This is a genomic window from uncultured Jatrophihabitans sp., assembly GCF_964244045.1.
In the GTDB taxonomy this organism is placed as follows: Bacteria; Actinomycetota; Actinomycetes; order Mycobacteriales; family Jatrophihabitantaceae; genus Jatrophihabitans.
On record NZ_CAXTHK010000013.1, the window covers coordinates 1 to 21,948 of the forward strand.

The 21,948-nt window shown below is 67.0% G+C and carries 15 protein-coding genes and 1 tRNA gene; 12 read left to right on the forward strand and 4 right to left on the reverse strand.

Annotation, left to right across the window (positions count from 1 at the left end):
* Positions 1–227 precede the first annotated feature (227 nt).
* Positions 228–4,796: a hypothetical protein gene (locus tag ACFFC4_RS11405; RefSeq protein WP_375500875.1), complete on the reverse strand. Its 4,569-nt coding sequence runs from the start codon at positions 4,794–4,796 to the stop codon at positions 228–230.
* Between the two features lie 359 nt (positions 4,797–5,155).
* Here ACFFC4_RS11405 and ACFFC4_RS11410 point away from each other — a divergent pair, with 359 nt between their 5' ends.
* Entirely contained in the window at positions 5,156–6,205 is a 1,050-nt protein-coding gene (locus ACFFC4_RS11410; protein WP_375500877.1) for a nuclease-related domain-containing protein, read from the forward strand.
* A 232-nt stretch (positions 6,206–6,437) separates the two neighbouring features.
* Here the strand turns inward: ACFFC4_RS11410 and ACFFC4_RS11415 are convergent.
* The 3 genes from ACFFC4_RS11415 to ACFFC4_RS11425 all read right to left on the reverse strand — a co-directional run bounded on the left by ACFFC4_RS11415 (position 6,438) and on the right by ACFFC4_RS11425 (position 8,194).
* Positions 6,438–6,512: transfer RNA gene (locus ACFFC4_RS11415), tRNA-Arg, on the reverse strand.
* Between the two features lie 63 nt (positions 6,513–6,575).
* Positions 6,576–7,271 carry a DUF305 domain-containing protein gene (locus ACFFC4_RS11420; RefSeq protein WP_375500879.1) on the reverse strand — a complete coding sequence of 232 codons (696 nt, stop codon included), beginning with the start codon at positions 7,269–7,271 and terminating at the stop codon, positions 6,576–6,578.
* Complete coding sequence (locus tag ACFFC4_RS11425) at positions 7,271–8,194, reverse strand: DUF3105 domain-containing protein (protein WP_375500881.1); 924 nt, start codon at positions 8,192–8,194, stop codon at positions 7,271–7,273. Before ACFFC4_RS11425 ends, ACFFC4_RS11420 begins: the two co-directional genes overlap by 1 nt.
* Before the next feature lie 156 nt (positions 8,195–8,350).
* On the opposite strand from ACFFC4_RS11425, the gene argS reads away from it, so the two are divergent.
* The 11 genes from argS to ACFFC4_RS11480 all read left to right on the forward strand — a co-directional run bounded on the left by argS (position 8,351) and on the right by ACFFC4_RS11480 (position 21,945).
* A complete protein-coding gene (gene argS, locus ACFFC4_RS11430; RefSeq protein WP_375500883.1) occupies positions 8,351–10,006 on the forward strand; it encodes an arginine--tRNA ligase in 1,656 nt (551 codons plus the stop codon).
* Positions 10,007–10,071: 65 nt separating this feature from the next.
* Complete coding sequence (gene lysA / locus ACFFC4_RS11435) at positions 10,072–11,487, forward strand: diaminopimelate decarboxylase (protein WP_375500885.1); 1,416 nt, start codon at positions 10,072–10,074, stop codon at positions 11,485–11,487.
* Entirely contained in the window at positions 11,484–12,785 is a 1,302-nt protein-coding gene (locus tag ACFFC4_RS11440; RefSeq protein ID WP_375500887.1) for a homoserine dehydrogenase, read from the forward strand. Before lysA ends, ACFFC4_RS11440 begins: the two co-directional genes overlap by 4 nt.
* Complete coding sequence (gene thrC / locus ACFFC4_RS11445) at positions 12,782–13,882, forward strand: threonine synthase (RefSeq protein WP_375500889.1); 1,101 nt, start codon at positions 12,782–12,784, stop codon at positions 13,880–13,882. The genes ACFFC4_RS11440 and thrC overlap by 4 nt, the downstream gene beginning before the upstream one ends.
* Before the next feature lie 33 nt (positions 13,883–13,915).
* Positions 13,916–14,872 (forward strand): homoserine kinase, encoded by a 957-nt coding sequence (gene thrB, locus ACFFC4_RS11450; protein ID WP_375500891.1) that lies wholly within the window; start codon positions 13,916–13,918, stop codon positions 14,870–14,872.
* A 359-nt stretch (positions 14,873–15,231) separates the two neighbouring features.
* On the forward strand, positions 15,232–17,322 hold the full coding sequence (rho, locus tag ACFFC4_RS11455; RefSeq protein ID WP_375500893.1) for a transcription termination factor Rho: 2,091 nt from the start codon (positions 15,232–15,234) through the stop codon (positions 17,320–17,322).
* Positions 17,323–17,559: 237 nt separating this feature from the next.
* Complete coding sequence (locus tag ACFFC4_RS11460) at positions 17,560–18,840, forward strand: extracellular solute-binding protein (RefSeq protein WP_375500895.1); 1,281 nt, start codon at positions 17,560–17,562, stop codon at positions 18,838–18,840.
* Positions 18,837–19,550: a carbohydrate ABC transporter permease gene (locus ACFFC4_RS11465; RefSeq protein WP_375500897.1), complete on the forward strand. Its 714-nt coding sequence runs from the start codon at positions 18,837–18,839 to the stop codon at positions 19,548–19,550. Before ACFFC4_RS11460 ends, ACFFC4_RS11465 begins: the two co-directional genes overlap by 4 nt.
* Complete coding sequence (locus ACFFC4_RS11470; protein WP_375500899.1) at positions 19,433–19,804, forward strand: carbohydrate ABC transporter permease; 372 nt, start codon at positions 19,433–19,435, stop codon at positions 19,802–19,804. The genes ACFFC4_RS11465 and ACFFC4_RS11470 overlap by 118 nt, the downstream gene beginning before the upstream one ends.
* Position 19,805: 1 nt before the next feature.
* Positions 19,806–20,672: a carbohydrate ABC transporter permease gene (locus ACFFC4_RS11475; RefSeq protein WP_375500901.1), complete on the forward strand. Its 867-nt coding sequence runs from the start codon at positions 19,806–19,808 to the stop codon at positions 20,670–20,672.
* A gap of 13 nt (positions 20,673–20,685) precedes the next feature.
* Positions 20,686–21,945: an ABC transporter ATP-binding protein gene (locus tag ACFFC4_RS11480; protein ID WP_375500903.1), complete on the forward strand. Its 1,260-nt coding sequence runs from the start codon at positions 20,686–20,688 to the stop codon at positions 21,943–21,945.
* Positions 21,946–21,948 lie beyond the last annotated feature (3 nt).

Consider the following 21,948-nt stretch of genomic DNA (forward strand, 5'->3'; position numbering starts at 1 on the left):
CAGCAACGCAGAGCTGTACGCGAACGATTTACACCACTCCCCGGGGCACGACCACGTGTACAGGCCGGTACAGCGCAACGGAAGGCATGTGAGTACAGCTGCTTAACGGTCGCGGTCGTCGGCTCGGGGTGAGCAGGCCGGGTCATGCTCTTATTGTCCTCGCCAGCACTGACAGTGGCTGCGTCCTCGACAATTGGAACCGCTGCACTGAATACGACGTGGCCCTGTCAACCTGCGTTCTTGGGCGCGCGCCAGAAGGCCGCGAATGCTTCATCGCGCAGCGCTGGCGTGAGCGTCGAGATGGAACGAGCGAGTACTGCTGCTGACGTCGCGGCGTCGGTCGCTGCGCCCAGTGTGTTCGAAAGGGCTCCTACTACTGAACGAACTAGGTTGCCGTCGGGGAACTTCTCTCGCCCGAACGCCTCTGCCAGGTTCAGAAGATGCTCGAATGTCGCAGTCTCTGCGTCACCGAACTCGTCCATGGCCTGCGGACCGGCAAGTACGGCCGCGCCTACGAGTCCGGCGTCGAGGGTCGGTTCGGTGTTGAGCACCGTCCAGGCAATAGCAGTGCTGACGACGATCATCTGCGCGGAGCCTGTTACGACGCGTGATAAGCCCAGGCAGGCGCTGTAGCACCAGCGCAGGACGGCCGCGATTCGCTCGTCGTCCTCGAGGTCGCTACTCCACAGGTCGCGGATTACGCTCTGATAACGAGTGAACGAGGCAGGGATGTTCGCCCATGCATTTGGGCGAGTGATGGCCAATAGTAGGTACGACTGCTCTGACCAGCGGTCGGCTCGAGCGCTGTGCGGCCAGTTGTCGATCTGAGGCAAATCCACGACGCGCTCGCGCCGCAGGGCATCAAGCACTTGAAGGTCGCTGGGCATCGCGCCGGTGCCGCGCTCGCGCAATGTGGCGATGAGCTCGGGTGTGCCGAACACCGGCACGTTCTCGGCCTCGGCGAGCCGGGCGAGTGCGGCGTCGTCGGTCCAGAGAGCGACGCCGAGCTGCCGCGCGGTGGCTTCTGCGGTAACCGCCAACGCCACGTCGCCGAGGTCGCGAACCACTGCGTTGGGATCTTCGGTACGCAGATGTGCGTCGTCGACCGGTGAGAGCCGGGCCATGATCTCGTCCAATTTTGCTGCTGCTGTGGCCCATGCTTCGACCTCGTCGGGGTCGTGCTCGACGAGGACCGGTCGGTTCTCGACCTCGTTCCAGCCCATGAACGCCGACGAGCGAAGCGCCAGACTCGTTCGAGCGGCGTAGATGTCTTTCTGGAGCGTGCGGGGGATGAGAACTTTGCCGAATGCGGCCAGGAGCTCGCGTCGGTCGGTGATCTTGTCCGCGAGTACGAGGGCGCTGGTGTCGACTACGACGGACCCGGATGCGATCGCCGCTTGGGCATGGCCCAGCCAGGCTGGGACGAGGAGTGGCGCATCCGGTGCGAGCTTGGGCCTGGCGATGTAGCGTCCGAGCATTCGCGTTATCAGCGCCTGGGCGTAGCTGCGATGGGCCATCAGGGCCAGGATCGCAAGCGGAAGTCGTCCGGCATCGACCATTTCCGCGGTGTCCGAGCGCACCTTTGCAGAGGGTTGCAGGCTGGTGCGCAGTTCGGCGACGAGAGGTTGCAGATCCAGATCGTCCGGGTCGTCTGACTTCAACGGCAGGTCAATTCTGCGGATAGCGCCCTCGTCGCCCCAGGTCGCGAAGTATTCGTCGAAGACCTTGCTTGCTGCGACATGCTGAGCGTCCGATAGCGCCCACGGGAGCGTGATGAGCAGCGTGACCGCGGATCCGCCGATGTCGGCCTGGTCGATCATGGACGAGGCAACGGTGAGCACCCAGCCCACTGCGGTGTCGTCGATGAGCTCAGCGTGCTCGCTGCGAAGCTGATGCAGCAGCGCCAATCCCAGGCGCACCTTGTCGGTGTCTGTCGTTGACTTGCGTAGCTCCAGCTTGAGCATGGCCAAGGCCTTCTCGAACTTGCGCTGATGGAACTGAGCCTCTGCCAGCTGCCACGCGTAGGGGCTTGCTTCCGGGTCGCTGGGCGAGTCGGGGTCGTACTCAGCTCGTTCGCGCACGACGCGCATCAGCTGATGCTCGACCTCGCGCCAATCGCCGGTACGTGCGGCAATGTCGGAGCGGGCACGACGGGCGGCATCACGAACGGGCCCAGTCGCGGCTGTAGCAATGATGGCTTCGGCCAGTTGCGTCGCCCGTGGCCAGTCACTCGCTCGTCCAGCAAGTTCCAGAGCCCGCATGCGCACCGTCACGTCGCCGGTTCTTGTCCCGTAGCTATCGAGAACGTCGACGGCCTCGCTCGCGCGCCCGAGGGTGGACAACGCGTCCGCCTGGAGCATCACGCCGGCCAGCGACTGATATTTCCGGGCCAGATGCAAGCTTCGCTGGCCGTCGCCGGAGACCAGCGCGTGCCAAGCGAGGACAAGGTCAGCCGCTTCCTCGTCGACTGCGCGCAGCCGAGCCAACTGGTCCTTGGCAGTGGGGTCGGCGGTGACGTCGACGCCCATGCGTGCCAGCCCGGATAGGGCACGTTCGAGCTCGTATCGACTCGATGCCAGCGCCAGAGCAGCGCGATAGGCGTCGATGGCTCGATGTTGGGAGCTTGCGGACTGCGAGAACGTCGCCGCGGTCAGGAAGTGTCGGTCGATTTCGGGTGTAACTTTTGCCGTCAGCGTCGCAGCCAACTCGACATCGTCCGTCCGCAAAGCGGCGACGGCTGCGAACTGTGCGACCTGTGCGTCGGCTGCCTCCGCTGTGCTGGCCAGTCCGCGCGGGGCGGCGCATAGCAGCCGGATGGCGCCTCGTGGGTCGTCCATCTCGATGCGGGTCCGCCCTGCCAAGGCGAGCGCCTCGGCAGTGTTTCCGCCGAAGGCGCGCTGTTGTGCGCGCAACTCAAGCGCCGCGGCCTCAAGTTCGGCTAGTGCATCTGTGACCGTGTCCGCGGCGCCGGTGCGCAGCGAGTCGTGCACGGCCTGCAGCCGAACTTGAAGCGACCGAAGTCGCGCAGCAGTCGACCATGGAGCCAGGGAAAGAGCTGCCTCTGTCCAAAACCCGGCCCTGCCGTCCTGGCGGATGAGCAGATAGATGCCGACGCTCAATAAAAGGTTGACTGTCGCGTGCAGTTCGAGAAGCGACGCATCGACGCCGGAGCGCCTGGCTCGGAGTCCGGCCGGTCGGAGTGCCAAACGCGGCAGCAGGTCTGCGCTCCCGAGGGCAATAAGCGCTTCCCGTGCGGCGATTAGAGCGTCTTCCTCCACTCGAACAGATTCGACGCGCTCATCCTCAACCTCACTCAGTCGACGCCACGCTGCAACCACTGGCTCCATCGCAGGTGCAGCGCTGGTGTCGATCGCCGCTAAATCTGATTGCGTCACCTCGACGCTGTGCACAGACCCAACGTCCTCGCCCTCGAAGAGGCTGCGCGCGTGGTTGATGTCAAACAGCACCGCTGATGCGGAGTCAGCGCTAGCGGCCGCGACCTGAGCCGCCCGTGCCCACGCGGTGCGTGCCGCACGTGAGCCGACCGCGTCTCCAAAAGTGGCCAGTATCGCCCAGCCGTTACCAGTCCGGTCTTCCCGTACCCAAGCCGGTGGATGGCTGACAAGGACGCTGACGGTCGTCTTCGGCGGACTCGCCGAGTTGGTGAGGTCCGATCGGGCGCCCTCGGCGGCCGCGGCATTGTTCTGCTCCAGTGCGGCAATCCAGCGTTCTGTGAAGGGCGGAAGCGGCCGTGTTGGGCCGGAGACGCCGCCCGAGTTGGATCCGTCGCTTGGATCTGGAGAACTGGCGCGGCGAGCGACGTCGCCAGGATGGGTCCGAATGAGAAGCTCCAACGCAACTGCTGCTGCGTTGGCGGCGGCGACGGGCTGCCAGTCGGCATCGGCCACCGAGCTCTTAATCCCGTCGAGGTCAGACAGTCCCCGAATTGAGATCGCAGGGATATCTAGCGCGCGTGCGGCCTCGTAGAGCCCGAAAGTCTCCATGTCGACGGCGCGCGCGTTGTCCAGCGACGAGCGCCGTCGCTGCGCGAACGCGCTGGTGCGGTCTGCCTCGACTGATTCGGTCGAGACGAGGTCGATCACGCTGACGGCGAAGCTGGAAGGGAGCGGCTCGGGCGAGCGGGCAATGCTGCGTGCGATCTGCACGAGCTTCTCCGGTGCCTGCACAGCGGCCGGTCGACCTTTAAAGCTCGAGTCCCCGTTCTCGTTAACATAGGACTTGCCGGCGGCTCCGTTGTAGACCGTGTTGACGGCTACAACATCGCCGTGATGCTGCTCGTCGCCCCGCAGACCTCCGGCGACTCCGGAGAACACGACGAGATCGGGCGGGAAATCGCGGGCCGCCCGCGCCAGGGCCGCCGCGGCGCTGGAGTTGCCCATGCTGGTCTCGAAGACTCGGACCGTCCAGCTGATTTCGTGGCCAATGAGCTGGCCTTGGACGTATCGGGCACCGCTGGGCGCTCGGCGCTCACCCATGGTGGTCAGCCGTTCACGCACTGCGGCGTACTCCAGCGGAAGCGCGGTCAGGATAAGCGCGTCACGCTCGACCGTCTGCCCAAGCAGCTCGCTGGCCCAGGAAGTCGCGCTCCACATCGACGCGTTGCCCTTGCGGACAGAGCTGACCGCACCAAGGCCTTCCAACTGGGTCAGTGCCCTGTTAGTCGCCCCGGGAGAGGCGCCGGTCAGCGTGGCGATTTGACGTCCAGACAGGTCCGTGACCGAGGCCGCAACAGCTGCGAGTACTCGTCGCGGCAGCTCCGCCAGTGGCTCAGACACTGACTCAGGATCACATGCTCAGATACGTCTTGTCCAGGACGAGTACGACCTGTGTATGCAACCAGTGCGTATCACGCATGACCGGACGTCGAAGCAGCGTTACCGCGCGGCGGATAGCAGCTGAAGCGGCTTGAGGTCTCCGGGTTTGCCACGCTCTCCCATGCCGCGCGAATGTGCTCCGCCGACAGCCAATGCCGCTCATCGGGCTTGTGAGCCAGGTACGTGCGGGATTGGTCGAGTGCATATCGCCCGAGGAATTACCAACCTTCTCGATCCGGCTGCACGCATAGTCGGCGTTCTGGCGCGACCCGACGGGCTGGGTAGTTGATCGAGAACGTCTGTGGCTTCATCCTGACCCCGTGCTGGAGAAGCTGAGAGAACAGACGCGAGAGCGGCGGCTGGAAAGTGACGCCAGGGCCGGCCGTTGGGTTCGCGATCAGGTTCGGCAAGCGCAGTGGGCCTACGCCCGTCGTCACTGGCGATTCCTCGGAAGCGGCGTACTGCTCGGCGCGCTCGTGATCGCGCTTGCGGCCTACATAGCCCAAGACGTCTTCCTGCGTGGCGCGGTGGTCGGCGCAGGCGTCGTCATCTTGTTGGGCGGGCTTGCCTTCGCGGTCTTCCTGTTCACCGGCAGCGGGCCGCAGATGATGGGTGGGATTGCGGAGGCGTGGACATCTTCCGAACTGCGGCCGCTCCGCAAGCACGGCTGGAAGCTCGTCGATCACGTCTTTTACCGCTTCGCTGACGTCGACCACCTACTCGTCGGTCCCGGGGGAGCGCTGGTCGTCGAGACGAAGTGGAGCGCCGAGGCTTGGCGCTTGGATCAGCCCGATGGACGACTTCTCGATCACCTCGACGGGTTGCGGCGCCGAACAAGGGACGTCCGCAGAGTTATACCGCAGCTTCGCCACGACGAGAGTCGGGTACGGGCTGTGCTCTTCGTCTGGGGCGGTGGTCGCACCGGCGCCGACCTACCCACCCGCCCCGTCCGTGTCGCCGGCCTTGATGTCGTCTACGGCGTCGCCGCGGCAAAGGTATGGCGCGACGCGCTCGCCGACGTGCCGGCCGACCTCAGCAATGAGGACATCGACGACGTGTGGGCGCGCTTCCGCAAGCAGGCAGCGGAAACTGACAAGCGGGACGCCGCCGATCCGCCGCCGCCGACGCTGGCCCGACTCTATTGGACTGCAGCCGCCACCGGCCTGGCAGCGATCGTCGGGTTGCTCGCGGGCATCTACGCGCTGCGGCTGCCCGGAGGTGGCGTAACCGGGCTGGGCTATGCAGCCGTCGCCGCGGCGGCCGGTCTCGTGGCGCGTAGGTGGGCGGTGTCGCGCTATCCGGCGTTGGGCTGGCTGACCGGCGTCGGCTGCTTCGCCGTCCTCCTGGCCGCGCTGGAGCTGTTCGGCTAACCAGGTCAGCCGGGGCGGGCCTGGAGCCATCGGCTTCGAACACCGATCTCGGCTAGGCAGTGCTGCCGACTCGCGGCGAGTTATCGAACAACGAGAACTGACACTTGGTTTGGCGCGAAACAAGCACACAAGCTGGGTCTTAATGCGTACCCGATGTGTACCCGCAGCCTTTTTAGTGATCATGGAGCGAGTCCAGAAACGACTACAGGCCCGAAACACGGGATCTGCAGCGTGGTGCCCCCGGCAGGATTCGAACCTGCGCCACCGCCTCCGGAGGGCGGTGCTCTATCCCCTGAGCTACGGGGGCCGGTGAGCTGCGGTGATCGAGTCACCCCGGCTCGAGGCCCGAATCAGCCTAGCAGCGGCGCGCTCAATGGACCGGCGGCGGCAGCGGGGTGCCGCCGAGCTGGCGCAACAGCTGTTCCATCTGCACCAGCTCCTGGCTCTGCAGCGCGTACATGGCGCCGGCAAGCCGGATGACCGACAGGTTGCTTCCGTGGTCGCGGGCGTAGGCAGCCATCTGCAGGCCGCCTTGGTGGTGATGGATCATCAGCTGCAGGAACAGGATGTCGAGCGTCTTGCCGGTCGAGGACTCGAGCTTCGTCATCTGTGCGGGCGTCGCCATGCCTGGCATCAGGGCGTTCGGGCCGATGCCCATGCCCATGCCCATCCACGACATCTGGTTGGGGTTGTTGCGCGACTTGTCCCACTGGTCGAGCCAGCCCTGCATCTCGCCGACTTGGAACTGCTGCGAGGTCTCGATGTCGGTGGCCAGGCTCTTGAGGGCGGGATCGGTCGTGGTGTCGCGCTCGTAGCCGGCCATGGTCGTGGCCTGGACGTGGTGCGTCGACATGTCCTGCGCAAATCCGACGTCGACAGCGGTCGGGGTGGCGGCAGACGACGACGTGGACGAGCCGTGCAGCGCGTACCCCAGCGCGCCCGCCAGCACCAGTGCTGCTACCGCGATGATGGTCAGCAGCGTGCGCCGCAAGCATTGACCGTCGGGCGGGGCATTGTCGAGGTCGTCAATCTGGACGTCCGGCTCGAGCGCGGCGGAGGCTGTCATCACTGCCCGCTCGTGTTGCCCGAGGCGCCGTTCTTCGGCACCCACAGCGGATTGCCGAAGGTGCTCGGATCGGCCTTGAAGGTCGGCTGCGAACAAGTCGCGCCGTACTCGGGCGTCGTCTTCTGGTTGTACTTCAGCGCCGCGATGAACTGCGCGATGCGCGGGTCGGTGGGGCTGTTGACGAACAACTGGTAGCCCCACGACTGCAGCGAGATCGCCGTCTTGAGGTTCGGGTACGGCGACATCGCCATCCGGTCGATGCCCGAGACGTTCTTGGCGAGCGTCGTCACCTGCGCCGCGGACAGCTTGTCTTTGTTGTAGGTGATCCAGACCGCGCCGTGCTCGAGCATGTGGACGGCGTTCTCGTTGGCGATCGCTTTCGAATAGACAGTGCCGGTGCAGTCGGCCCAGTACTGGCTGTGGTCGCCGCCGACCGGGGGAGTCGTGTCGTACTTGATGTCGCCCTCGACGTGCGTGTGCTCGCCCTCCACACGGTAGGTGACACCGGAGATCTTGGCCGCGGCCGGGGCTTCTGCCTGACGCCACGGGTCGCTGCTGGACACCGCCTGGCCGCCCTTCGTGGCCGTGGCGCCGCTGTCGGATTTGTTCGTAGCCACGACGACTCCGACGACAACAGCTGCGAACGCGACGACCAGCACCGTAGTGATGATGAGGCCCCACGGGGTCTGCTTCTGGTTGACGATCGACTTCTTCTTACGGGCCGGCCGCTTCTGCGCCGGGCCCTTGGTTGCCGGGCGGTTCGGCGGCTTCGTCGCGCCGGCCTTGCTCGTGCTGACCTTCGGTGCACTGGCCTTACTCGTGCTCGAGCCGGCCACGCCAGATTTCCCGGCCGTTCCACGGCTGCTGCCGGGCCCTCGTCCGGGCCCCGTGGCCTTCGATGCGGGGGACTTGCGCTCGGGCATGAGACTGCTTCCTGGTTGCGGGCATGGGCGTTGTCGCCGTCGGACAGCAAAGTCCGTAGGCCGAGTCTAGGTGCCCCATGCGTATGTGCCCGCTGAGCCGACCTGTGCGGCGCCTGCCCGGACAAGTCAGGAGGTCGCGGCCATTACGATCGACGGGTGACTCCCGCTGATCTCGCCGCGCTCGTGCAGGCCGCTGTCCGGTCTGCCGTCGACGCCGGTGAGATCGTCGGCGAGGTCCCGTCCGACGTCACGGTCGAGCGCCCGAAGAACGCGACGCACGGTGACTACGCCACCAACGTCGCTATGCGGCTGGCCAAGCCCGCGGGCCGTCCGCCGCGCGAGGTCGCCGAACTCGTGGCGGCCCGGCTGCGCGAGGGCGCCGGCATCGCCCGGGTCGACGTCGCCGGCCCGGGTTTTCTGAACATCACCCTCGACGCCGACCGCCTGGGCGCAGTGGCCCAGCGCATCGTCGAGGCCGGGCCGGCGTTCGGGCGCACCGACGCCAACCAGGGGTTGCACGTCAATCTGGAGTTCGTCTCGGCGAACCCCACCGGGCCCGTGCACCTGGGCGGCACCCGCTGGGCCGCCGTGGGCGATGCGTTGGCGCGCGTCCTCGAGGCAACCGGCGCGAGCGTCACCCGCGAGTACTACTTCAACGACCACGGCGGCCAGATCGACCGGTTCGCACGCTCTTTGCTGGCCAGTGCTCAGGGCCACCCCGCGCCCGAGGACGGCTACGGTGGCGCCTACATCGGCGAGATCGCGCACCAGATCGCAGCCGCCCACCCCGAGGTCACTGACCTGCCCGACGTCGAGGCGCAGGAACTCTTTCGCCGCGAGGGCGTCGAGTTGATGTTCACCGAGGTCAAGCAGTCGCTGCACGACTTCGGGGTCGACTTCGACGTCTACTTCCACGAGAACTCGCTGCACGAGTCCGGCGCCGTCGACAAGGCCGTCGAGACGTTGAAGCAGTCGGGCCGGCTCTACTTCGCCGACAGCGCCTGGTGGCTGCGCTCGACCGAGTTCGGCGACGACAAGGATCGCGTCGTCATCAAGAGCGACGGCCAGGCGGCCTACATCGCCGGCGATCTCGCCTACCTGCGCGACAAGCGGGCCCGCGGCGCCGACCTCTGTATCTACCTGCTCGGCGCCGATCACCACGGCTACATCGCCCGGCTCAAGGCTGCGGCCGCGGCGTTCGGTGACGACCCGGCCACCGTCGAGGTGCTCATCGGCCAGCTCGTCAACCTCGTCCGCGACGGCAAGCCGGTCCGGATGAGCAAGCGCGCCGGCACCGTGTTGACCATGGCCGACCTCGTCGACGCCGTCGGGGTCGACGCAGCCCGCTACGCCCTCGAGCGCTCGGCCATCGAGACGTCGCTCGACATCGACCTCGACCTACTCGTCAAACGCTCGAACGACAACCCCGTCTACTACGTGCAGTACGCCCACGCGCGAACGTCCAACGTGCGGCGCAACGCCGAATCGGTCGGCATTGGGCTCGACGTTTTCGCGCCCGAACTGCTCACCACGCCTGCCGACGCCGCCTTGCTCACCGCGCTGGGGGAGTACCCGCGCATCGTCATCACCGCCGCCGAACTGCGAGCGCCGCACCGTGTCGCGCATTACCTCGAAAGCCTGGCCGGCGTCTATCACCGCTGGTACGACACCCGCGAGTGTCGCGTCATGCCGATCGGCGACGACCCGATCAGCGATGCGAACCGCACTCGCAACTGGGTGAACGAGGCCACCCGGGTGGTGCTCGCCAACGGGCTGGGCCTGCTGGCCGTCACTGCTCCGGAGCGGATGTAAATGAGCGACGCTTGCGGAGCGAACTGGCGGCATAGCGTCTCCGCACGACCGAACGGAGTGAGGTCGTGAGCAGGAACGCCCACCCCGCCGGGCCGCGGCACGGCGACGTGCTGCCCAACGCCCAGCAGTCCGCGCTGCCCGACGACGTCAACGCGATCGACCCGGCCATCTGGCCGACGACCGTGGCGCGCGTCGACGGCACCCTTGTGCTGGGGGGTGTGCTGGTGCCCGAGCTCGCTCGTACGCACGGAACCCCCGCCCTGTTCCTCGACGAGGCCGACGTGCGCGGCCGGGCGCGTTCTTATACCGAGGCGCTCGCCGGCTTCGACGTGTTCTATGCGGGCAAGGCGTTCCTCTGCACCACGCTGGCGCGCATCGTCGCCGACGAAGGCCTGGGCCTGGACGTGTGCACCGGGGGCGAGCTGGCCGTGGCGCTGGCCGCACAATTCCCGCCCGAGCGCATCGAGGTGCACGGCAACAACAAGTCCGTCGACGAGCTGACCCGCGCCGTCGAGGCCGGGGTCGGGCAGATCATCGTCGACTCCTTCGACGAGATCGGCCGGCTGGCAGCGGTGGCCGCGACTTTTCAAAGACAACAGCGCGTTCTGGTGCGGGTCACGGTCGGCGTCGAGGCCCACACCCACGAGTTCATCGCCACCGCCCACGAGGACCAGAAGTTCGGGTTCTCGCTGCGCGACGGGTCGGCCCTGCGCGCCGTCGAGGCCGTTCTGGACGCGCCGTCGCTGCAGTTCGCCGGCCTGCATTCGCACATCGGCTCGCAGATCTTCGAGACGACCGGGTTCGAGGTCGCCGCGCACCGGGTCGTCGCCCTGGCAGGCGCCATCCGAGACAAGCACGGCGTCGTCGTCGACGAGATCAACCTCGGCGGCGGGCTCGGCATTGCGTACGTCACCGGCGACGATCCCGAGTCGCCCAAGCAGACCCTCGAGCGGCTCAACGGCATCGTCGAACTCGAGTGTGCGTCGGTCGGCATGCGGGTGCCGAAGTTGTCGGTCGAGCCCGGCCGCGCGATCATCGGGCCGAGCATGATCACCGTCTACGAGGTCGGCACGGTCAAGGACGTCACCCTCGACGGTGGCACCACCCGCCGCTACGTCTCCGTCGACGGCGGCATGAGCGACAACATCCGCACCGCGCTGTACGACGCGCAGTACACCTGCACGCTGGCGAACCGGGCGTCCGTCGAGACACCGGTGCTCACCCGCATCGTCGGCAAGCACTGCGAGAGCGGCGACGTCGTCGTGCGCGACACCTGGCTGCCCGGCGACGTCCGCCCGGGTGACCTGCTGGCCGTCGCGGCCACCGGCGCCTACTGCCGCAGCATGGCCAGTAACTACAACCACGTCCCGCGCCCGCCGGTGGTGTCCGTCGTCGACGGCGTCGCCACGGTCATCGTGCGTCGTGAGACCGAGGACGACCTGCTGGCGCTCGACACCGGCGTCTCGGCGGTACCGGCATGAGCCGGGCAATCCGGGTGGGTCTGCTCGGTTGTGGCGTTGTGGGCTCGCAGGTCGCCCGGCTGATCCGTGAGCAGGGCGACGAGCTCGCCCAGCGCATCGGGGCGCCGCTCGAACTGGTCGCTGTCGCCGTTCGGCGCCCGGCGCGGCACGCCGACATACCGGCCGAACTGCTCACCACTGACGCCGACTCGCTCGTCACCCGCGACGACATCGATGTCGTGGTCGAGGTCGTCGGCGGCATCGAGCCCGTACGCGGCCTGCTGCTGGCCGCGCTGTCCGGCGGCAAGAGCGTGGTCAGCGCCAACAAGGCCCTGCTGGCCGACGACGGCGCCACCCTGCACGACGCGGCGGCGAAGGCGGGCGTTGACCTGTACTACGAGGCCGCCGTCGCGGGAGCGATCCCGTTGCTGCGCCCGTTGCGCGAATCGCTGGCCGGCGACCGCATCACCCGCGTCATGGGCATCGTCAACGGCACCACCAACTTCATCCTCTCGCGGATGGACGCGACCGGTGCCGGGTTCGACGAGGCGCTGGCCGAGGCCACCGCACTCGGCTACGCCGAGGCCGACCCGACGGCCGACGTCGACGGTTACGACGCCGCCGCCAAGGCAGCGATCCTGGCCGGCCTGGCGTTCCACACCCGCGTCACAATGTCGGACGTCTACCGCGAGGGCATCGGCGACGTCACCGCCGCCGACATCGCCAGCGCCAAGGCCATGGACTGTACGGTCAAGCTGCTGGCCATCTGCGAACGCGCAGTCGACGCCGACGGTCGAGAGCAGGTCTCGGTGCGCGCGCACCCGGCCATGATCCCGCGCTCGCACCCGCTCGCCGGGGTGGGCGACGCCTACAACGCCGTATTCATCGAGGCCGAGGCCGCGGGCTCGCTGATGTTCTACGGTCGCGGCGCCGGTGGGGCGCCCACGGCCAGTGCGGTGTTGGGCGACCTCGTCGCGGTCGCGCGCAATCGGGTCAGCGGGAGCCGCGGGGCCGGCGAGAGCGCCTACGCCGACCTGCCGATCCAGCCGATGGGCGACACGATCACCCGCTACCACGTCGCGCTCGACGTCTCGGACCAGCCGGGCGTGCTGGCCGGCGTGGCCAGCGCGTTCGCGGCCGAGGGCGTCAGCATCAAGACCGTGCGGCAGGAGGGACGCGGCGACGCGGCCACCCTGGTGCTCGTGACGCACGCGGCCACCGACGCCGCGCTCGCCCGCACCGTCGAGAAGCTCGCCGGGATGGCGCTCGTCGGCCGGGCCGCCAGCGTGATGCGCGTCGAGGGGATGGACGGGGAATGAGCGACGCTCGCGGAGCGAATGTGTCAATGAACACCACGACGATGACAGGCTGGCCCGGGCTGATCGAGGCGTACCGCGATCGTCTGCCGGTGAGCGTCGACACGCCGGTGGTGACCCTGTTCGAGGGCAACACGCCACTCGTCCCGGCCCGCGTGTTGTCGGAGATGACCGGCTGCGAGGTCTACCTGAAGGTCGAGGGGGCCAATCCGACGGGGTCGTTCAAGGACCGCGGCATGACGATGGCGATCTCGAAGGCCGCCGAGGAGGGCGCACAAGCCGTCGTCTGCGCGTCGACCGGCAACACGTCGGCCAGCGCCGCCGCCTACGCAGTGCGGGCTGGCATGACCTGCGCGGTGCTCGTACCCCAGGGCAAGATCGCACTCGGCAAGCTGGCCCAGGCGCTCGTGCACGGGGCCAAACTGCTGCAGGTCGACGGCAACTTCGACGACTGTCTCGAGCTCGCCCAGAAGCTGGCCGTCGACTACCCGGTCTCGCTGGTCAACTCGGTGAACCAGTACCGCATCCAGGGGCAGAAGACGGCCGCCTTCGAGATCTGCGACGTCCTCGGCCGCGCCCCCGACGTGCATTGCATCCCGGTCGGCAACGCCGGCAACATCACCGCCTACTGGAAGGGCTACCGCGAGTACGCCGCCGACGGCGTCGTCGATTCGCAGCCGCGGATGTTCGGCTTCCAGGCCGCCGGGGCAGCCCCCATCGTGCTCGGCGCGCCCGTCGCCTCGCCGACGACGATCGCGACCGCGATCCGCATCGGCAACCCGGCGTCCTGGACGTTCGCCGTGGAAGCCCGCGACGAGTCCGGCGGCCTCATCGACGCCGTCACCGACCGGCAGATCCTGCAGGCCTACCGGCTCGTCGCCCGCAGTGAAGCCGTGTTCGTCGAGCCCGCATCGGCGGCCAGCATCGCCGGCATGCTCGCCACCGTGGCCGATGGGCGCCTGCCCCGCGGGTCGATGGTCGTCTGCACCGTCACCGGCAACGGCCTGAAGGATCCCGACTGGGCGATCTCCGGCGCCCCGAAACCGGTCACCGTGCCGGTCGATGGGCTCGCCGCCGCCGTCCAATTGGGACTGGCGTGACCGTTCTCCGCTTCGCTCCGGCCGCCGAAGGCCATGCCCATTTGTCCGCTCCGACTGCGTCGTCGCGTGACTGAGGGATTCATTGTTGGTGAGGTGCGGGTGCGGGTTCCGGCCAGCAGCGCCAACCTGGGCCCCGGGTTCGACGCTCTCGGGCTGGCGCTCGGGATCTTCGACGACGTCGCGGGCCGCATCACCGACGACGGGTTCACCGTCGAGGTCAATGGTGAGGGTGGCTCGGGTGGCCGAGCGGTAGCTCGCGACGAGTCGCACCTGGTGGCTCGCACGATGCGCACGGCCTTCACGGCGATGGACGTCGAGCCGCCGGGGTTCGCGATCGACTGCCACAACGCCATCCCGCACAGCCGCGGGCTCGGCTCGTCGGCCGCCGCGATCGTGGCCGGTCTCGTGCTGGCCCGCGCGCTGGTCGTCGACGGCGCCGACCGGCTCGACGACGGCGACCTGCTCAGGTTGGCCACCGAGATCGAGGGCCACCCCGACAACGTCGCACCGTGCCTGCTGGGTGGGCTCACCATTGCCTGGCTGGATCACGGCGCAGCGCGGGCCGTCCGCCGCGATCTGGATCCCACGGTGCTGCCGGTCGTGCTCATCCCACCGTTCACCGCGTCGACCGAACTGGCGCGCGGGCTGTTGCCGGCTACGGTGCCGCACGCCGATGCCGCTTTTGCTGCCGGTCGCGCGGCGCTTTTGGTGGCCGCGCTGACCGGCACGCCGCAGGCTTTGTTCGACGCCACCGAAGACCGCCTGCACCAAGCCTTCCGCGCCCCGGCCATGGCGGACAGTTGGCAGCTGCTCCTCGAGCTGCGCGCCGCCGGCCATCCGGCGGTCGTCTCCGGCGCTGGACCGACGATCTTCGTTCCGGCTCGAGATCAGGTCGAGGCCGATGCGGTACTTGCCGCGGCGCCACTGGGCTGGCGCGCCGAGCAGCTCGCGGTGGACGCCGTCGGCGCGCGGATAGTCTCCGCCGGCTGACAAGGGCGGCCGACGCGGGCGGCCGACGCTTCGAACGCGGGAACACGCCGGAGGCCCCTGCTGTTGCTGGCCTTGGAGACAGCGTCTAGGCTCGTGCTCGTCAGGCAGGGTTCATGCCGCAGGCACTGGTATTTCCAGTAGCGGCTTGAACCAGTTTCCTTCCGTGATCGTGATCACCACATCCGATTCCCGGATAGGCACTGACTCTCCACCGACCGGCGTCCTGCCGGACTGTTCACCAGTTCCGGCTACCGCCGGAGACCCGGATTGACCGGACAAACCCTTCGGCCTGATCCGCAGCACATCGGTCGTCGCGCCCGGTTGAGCGCCGCGGCCACCTTCGGAAGGATCCGATCTACGTGACAGACACCCAAGAGCAGACCGTGCCCGCCGTCGCCGATGCGCCGGCCGCGGACCGGGCTGCCGGCAGCACGAAGGCGTCCCGCCCGGCTGCCAGACGAGGCTCGCTGTCGTCGATGCTGCTGCCCGAGTTGCAGCAGGTCGCCGGCGGCCTCGGCATCAGCACGGCCAAGATGAAAAAGAGCGACCTCGTCGCAGCCATCCAGGCCGCCCGAGCCGGCACGGGCAGCAGCTCCGGCGCCGCTGCGGCGCCGGCCCGAGACACCGCGCCGGCCCGAGACACCGCGCCGGCCCGAGACACCGCGCCAGTTAGAAACACCGAGCCAGTCAAAGACGCCGCGCCTGCGGCGAGTGACACCGCGCCTGCCGACAACGTCTCGACCCAGCGCCCCGCCCGCACCCGGCGTACAGCCCGCCCCGCCGAGACGGCCACAAACGCCGGCGACCCTACGGAGATCACTGCACCGGCAGTCGCCTCAGCGCCCCCCGCCGAAACCCGTACCCAGGACGACGAGCAGTCCGAGCGCCGTGAGCAGCGCCGGCAGAACGGCGCCCAGCGCGATCAGAGCCAGCGCGATCAGAGCCAGCGCGACCAGAACCGCACCGAGCGCGATGGCCAGAACCGTCCTCAGCACACCCAGAACGGCGGCACTCAGAACCGGCCGAACGGTGGCCAACACTCGCAGAACGGCGGCCAGCGCGACCAGAACGGCGGCCAGCGCGACCAGAACGCCAACGCCAACGGGGCGAGCGGTAACGCCAATACTGTCAACGGCAACGGCAACGTCAACGTCAACGTCAACGATGGCGACGACGACGACTTCGAGGGTGGTCGGCGGCGCGGTCGCCGCTACCGCGATCGGCGTGGTCGTAACCGCGAGCGGCCGGCCGGCGGTAGTCAGGGCGGCGGGCAGAGCTCCAACGACTCCGAGCCCACCGTCTACGACGACGACGTTCTCGTCCCGATCGCCGGCATCGTGGACGCGCAGGAGGAGAAGGGCAACTGGTTCATCCGGGTCGGCGGCTACTTCGCCACCTCCGACGATGTCTACATCGCCAACGCGATGGTGCGCCGCTTCGGCCTGCGCCGTGGCGACGCCGTGACGGGCCAGGTCAAGGCCCTGCGCGAGGGCGAGCGCCGCGAGAAGTACAACCCACTCGTCCGGCTCGACACTGTCAACGGCGACGCCCCCGACAAGGCCAAGGGCCGCGTCGAGTTCACCAAACTGACGCCGCTGTACCCGCAGGAACGCCTGCGTCTCGAGACCGAGCCGCACATCCTCACCACGCGGGTCATCGACCTCGTCATGCCGATGGGCAAGGGGCAGCGCGCCCTGATCGTCTCGCCGCCCAAGGCCGGTAAGACGATGGTGCTGCAGGCCATCGCCAACGCGATCGCCACCAACAACCCCGAGGCGCACCTCATGGTCGTCCTCGTCGACGAGCGCCCGGAAGAGGTCACCGACATGCAGCGCTCGGTGAAGGGTGAGGTCATCGCCTCCACCTTCGACCGGCGCCCGCAGGACCACATCACAGTTGCCGAGCTGTCCATCGAGCGGGCCAAACGGCTCGTCGAGATGGGGCACGACGTGGTCGTGCTGCTGGACTCGATCACCCGCCTGGGCCGCGCCTACAACCTGGGCGCCCCCGCCAGTGGCCGCATCCTGTCCGGCGGTGTCGACTCCACGGCGCTCTACCAGCCCAAGCGATTCCTCGGCGCTGCGCGCAACATCGAGAACGGCGGCTCGCTGACCATCATTGCCACTGCGCTCGTCGAGACCGGCTCGGCCGGCGACACGGTGTTCTTCGAGGAATACAAGGGCACGGGCAACGCTGAGCTCAAGCTCGACCGCAAGATCGCAGACAAACGAGTGTTCCCGGCCATTGACGTGGATCAGTCCTCCACCCGCAAGGAGGAGATCCTGCTGTCGCCGGACGAGCTGGCCGTGACGATCAAGTTGCGCCGGGTCCTGCACGCCCTCGAGTCCCAGCAGGCCATCGAGTTGCTGTTGGACCGGTTGCGCAAGACGCGAACCAACATCGAATTCCTGATGCAGATCGCGAAGACGACGCCCAGCCAGTCGGAGTAAACAGCTGCACCATCAGTAACAGCGGTAACGACCCGGAACCCGGCACGCGTGACAGCGCGTGCCGGGTTCTGTCGTCTGCGCCGACGAGGGCATGGGCTGATGGTGATCATTGGAAACGCTTGCTGTTGGCCGGGATGCGACGTTACTTTCTGTTAAGTGTGAACCGGGACACAACACAAAGCGCGGCCGGTCAACCCCGCGACACGCGGTAAATCGATCGACTGAGGGGGAGTTCGCATGAGGCGTTGGACGCGCAACGTAGCGCGAGTGGGGGTGACTGCGGCCGTCGTCCTCGGCACGGTGAGTGCGTGCAGCAGTTCCGGCGGTACACCTACGCTGAACTGGTATATCAACCCCGACAGCGGTGGCCAGGCCGCTCTCGCCAAGGAGTGCTCGGCCTCCTCGGGCGGCGCGTACAAGATCAGTACGCAGATCCTGCCGACCGACGCCAGCCAGCAGCGCCAGCAGCTGGTCACCCGGCTGGCGGCGAAGGACTCCTCGATCGACCTGATGAGCCTCGACCCGGTGTTCGTCGCCGAGTTCGCCGAGGCCGGCTTCCTTGCCGACGTCCCGGCCCAGTACAAGGACGACTTCACCAGGGACATCGTCAAGCCGGCGGTCACCGCCTCGACGTGGAAGGGCAAGCTGGTGGCGGCGCCGTTCTGGGCCAACACCCAGCTGCTCTGGTACCGCAAGTCGGTGGCCAAGGCGGCCGGCCTGGACATGACGAAGCCGGTCACCTGGCAACAGATCATCGACGCCGCGGTCAAGACGAAGAAGACGATCGGGGTGCAGGCCGACCTGTACGAGGGCTACACCGTGTGGATCAATGCCTTGGTGGCCGGTGCGGGCGGCAAGATCGTGGAAAATCCCGGGGCCATCGCCAAGAACATCAAGCTCGGGTTAAACACGTCCGCAGGCAAGGAGGCGGCCAACGTCATCGGTCAGGTGGCGCGCAAAGGCATCGGCGGCCCGTCGCTGTCAACCAGCGAGGAGGCGCAATCGCTCGCGGTATTCGAGAACCCCGGCACAAGCGGCTTTATGACCATCTGGCCCTATGTCTGGGCGGCGATGAAGGCCGACGGCGTCAAGTTCCGCGACACCGACGTGGGCTGGACTTACTACCCCGAGACGGTGTCGGGCAAGCAGTCCAAGCCCCCCTTCGGCGGCATCGAGATCGGCGCCGGTGCGTACAGCTCGCACAAGGCGCTCGTATTCCAGGCCATCCAGTGCATTCGCAACGAGAAGCACCAGCTCGAGTACTTCAACAGCTCGGGCAACCCGGCGGCCAATACCCAGGTCTACCGCGCCGCCTCGATCCGTAAGGCCTACCCGATGGCTGACACCATCCGTAACTCGCTCGAGCGGGCGGCCCCGCGGCCGCAGACCCAGTACTACGGCGACCTCTCGACGGCGCTGCAGGAGTCGTTCAGCCCGCCGAACTCGGTCAATTCCTCAACACCCAAGAAGGCGCAACAGTTCATCCTGGAAGTGCTGAAGGGGGACAAGCTGCTGTGACTGCGACATTGTTGAAGGGGCCTGAAGAGACCGAGTCCGCGACCGCGAAGCACAAGAAGTCGGGACTGTCCGACCGGGCCAAGCAGGAGCGCAACCTCGGCTGGAAGCTGGCCGCCCCGGCGTTCATCGTCATGATGGTCGTGGTCGCGTATCCGATCATCGACGCCCTGTACCTGTCGTTCTTCAACTACCGGCTCACCGACCCTGACGGCCGGGCGTTCATCTGGTTCAAGAACTATAAGGTGATCCTGTCGGACTCCACGTGGTGGAAGGCCGTCGAGATCAGCACGCTGATCATGGTGATCACGGTGGCAGTCGAGTTCGTGCTCGGTATGGCCCTGGCCATGGTCATGAACAAGATCGTCATCCCGCGCAAGACCCTGCGCACGATCGTGCTGATCCCGTATTCGATCATCACCGTGGTGTCGGCCTACGGATTCCAGTACGCCTTCGCTCCGACCAGTGGCTATCTCAGCGTCTGGCTGCACTACATCACCTTCGGCAGCTTCAACCGCAACTACGACTTCTTCGGCCATCACTGGTCGGCGCTGATAGCGACATGGTGTCGGAGATCTGGAAGACCACGCCATTCATGTCACTGCTGTTGCTCGCGGGGCTGGCCCAGGTGCCCGGCGAGCTGGCGGAAGCGGCTGAGGTCGACGGCGCCACGTTCTGGGAGCGGTTACGCCGCGTCATCCTGCCGTCTATGAAGGCGGCGATCATGGTGGCCGTGCTGTTCCGCGCCCTTGACGCGTTCCGCATCTTCGACAACATCTACATCATGACGAAGGGCTCGCAGGACACTACGTCGGTGGGCGTCCTGGCCTTCAACCAGACGCTCATCCGTAGCGAGATCGGCCTCGGCTCCGCAATCTCGATCATGCTGTTCCTGCTTGTCGTTGTCATCAGTGCGATCTTCATCAAACTGTTCAAGACCGACCTGTCCCGAGTAGCGGGGGATTGACATGAGCGCCGAAGTCTCGCACCGTGCAAAGGTGTGGATGGGCGTCGCGGCCATCCCCATCATCCTGTACACATTGCTGCCGATCGGCTGGATCCTGTCATTGTCGCTGAAGACCGGAGCATCGGTCAACGACCGTCACTTCATCCCCAACCATTGGACGTGGGCCAGCTACAAATACATCTTCACCGGCGGAGCGCACGACCTGTTCGTGCCGGCACTGATCAACTCGATCGGCATCTGTCTGATCGCGACGTTCATCTCGGTGATCCTGTCGGCGTTCTGCGCCTATGGCATCGCCCGGCTCGACTTCCCGGGCAAGAAGCTCGTGCTAAACGCGGCGCTGTTGACCGCGTTTTTCCCGTCGATCAGCGTTGTCACGCCGCTGTACAACTTGTGGCGTTCGATCGGGTTGTACAACACCTGGCCCGGCCTGATCATCCCGTATCTCTCACTGACCCTGCCGTTGTCGATCTGGACGATGACCGCGTTCTTCCGGCAGATCCCGTGGGAGATGGAGCAGGCCGCTCAGGTCGACGGCGCCACCAGCTGGCAGGCGTTCCGCAAGGTCGTGTTCCCGTTAGCCGCCCCCGGCGTGTTCACCACTGCCATCATCGCCTTCTTCAACGCGTGGAACGACTTCGTCTTCGCAGAGGGGTTGAGCTCCACGCCGGGTAAGGCCGGACATTTCAACGGCGCGCAGACGGTGCCGGCCGTGCTGAGCACCTTCCAGGGACCGTCGCAGTTCATCCCGCCAACCGGATACATCGCGGCCGCCGCCGTGATCGTGACCATCCCGGTCGTCATTCTTGTCCTGATCTTCCAGAAGCGAATCGTGGCCGGCCTCACGGCCGGTGCGGTCAAGGGTTAGAGGGAGTCACGTCGTGTCCGTCATCGAGATGAAGCACATCACCAAGGTCTACAACGACGGTTTCAAAGCTGTCACCGACGTCAATATCGACGTCGCCGACGGGGAGTTCCTGATCCTGGTCGGGCCGTCTGGTTCCGGCAAGTCAACCCTGCTGCGCATGATCGTCGGGCTGGAGGACATCACCAGCGGGGATCTGATGATCGACGGCACGAAGATGAACGACAAGGCGCCGCGCGACCGCAACCTGTCAATGGTGTTCCAGAACTACGCGCTGTACCCACACCTTACGGTGTTCGAGAACATCGCGTTCCCGCTGCGGCTCGGTAAGAACAAGGAGTCGGAGGACAAGATCAAGCAGATGGTGGGCGACATCGCCGACTCGCTCGAGCTGCGCGAGCACCTCGACCGGAAACCCGCCAACCTGTCCGGAGGTCAGCGCCAGCGCGTCGCCATGGGTCGGGCTATCATCCGCTCTGCCAACGGCTTCCTGTTCGACGAGCCGCTGTCCAACCTCGACGCGAAACTGCGTGGCCAGATGCGGACCGAGATCGCCCGCCTGCAGCGACGCCTGGGCATCACCACGGTCTATGTCACCCACGACCAGACCGAGGCCATGACGCTCGGCGACCGGGTTGCGGTGCTGCGGCGCGGCGTGCTGCAGCAGGTGGCCAGCCCGCGCGAGCTCTACGAGCAGCCCGTCAACCTGTTCGTGGCCGGCTTCATCGGCTCGCCGCCGATGAACTTCCTGCCGGCGACGGTCGGTGACGGCGTGCTGGAGATGCCGTTCGTCAACCTCCCGCTGCCCGAGGCGGTCGCCAACGGCAACAAGAACAAGGGCGACCTCGTCATCGTCGGTGTTCGTCCCGAGGCCTTCGAGGATGCCGCGCTGGTCGAGGAGGCCCACAAGCACGAGGGCGTGACTTTCACGGCTCCCGTCGACGTCACCGAGTGGCTGGGCAACGAGAAATACGCCTACCTGCCCTTCGAGCCGCACAAGGATGTGCAGGCCGCGCTCAACGAACTCGACCGCGAACTCGACGGCGAGGCGCTGCGCACCCAGCTGGTCGTGTCTCTCGATGGCTCGAGCAAGATCCGCCAGGGCGATGACGCCGAGCTCTGGCTCAACCCGGATTCCATCCACGTCTTCGACGCCGATTCCGGCGACAACCTGACCCGCAGCGAGTCGAAGGCGCAGGAGATCGCGGCCGAGTCCGAGGAGGACCGCAAGCGCGAGCTCGCCCGCGCCCAGGAGAAGGAACCGCTGAAGGTCTGAGGT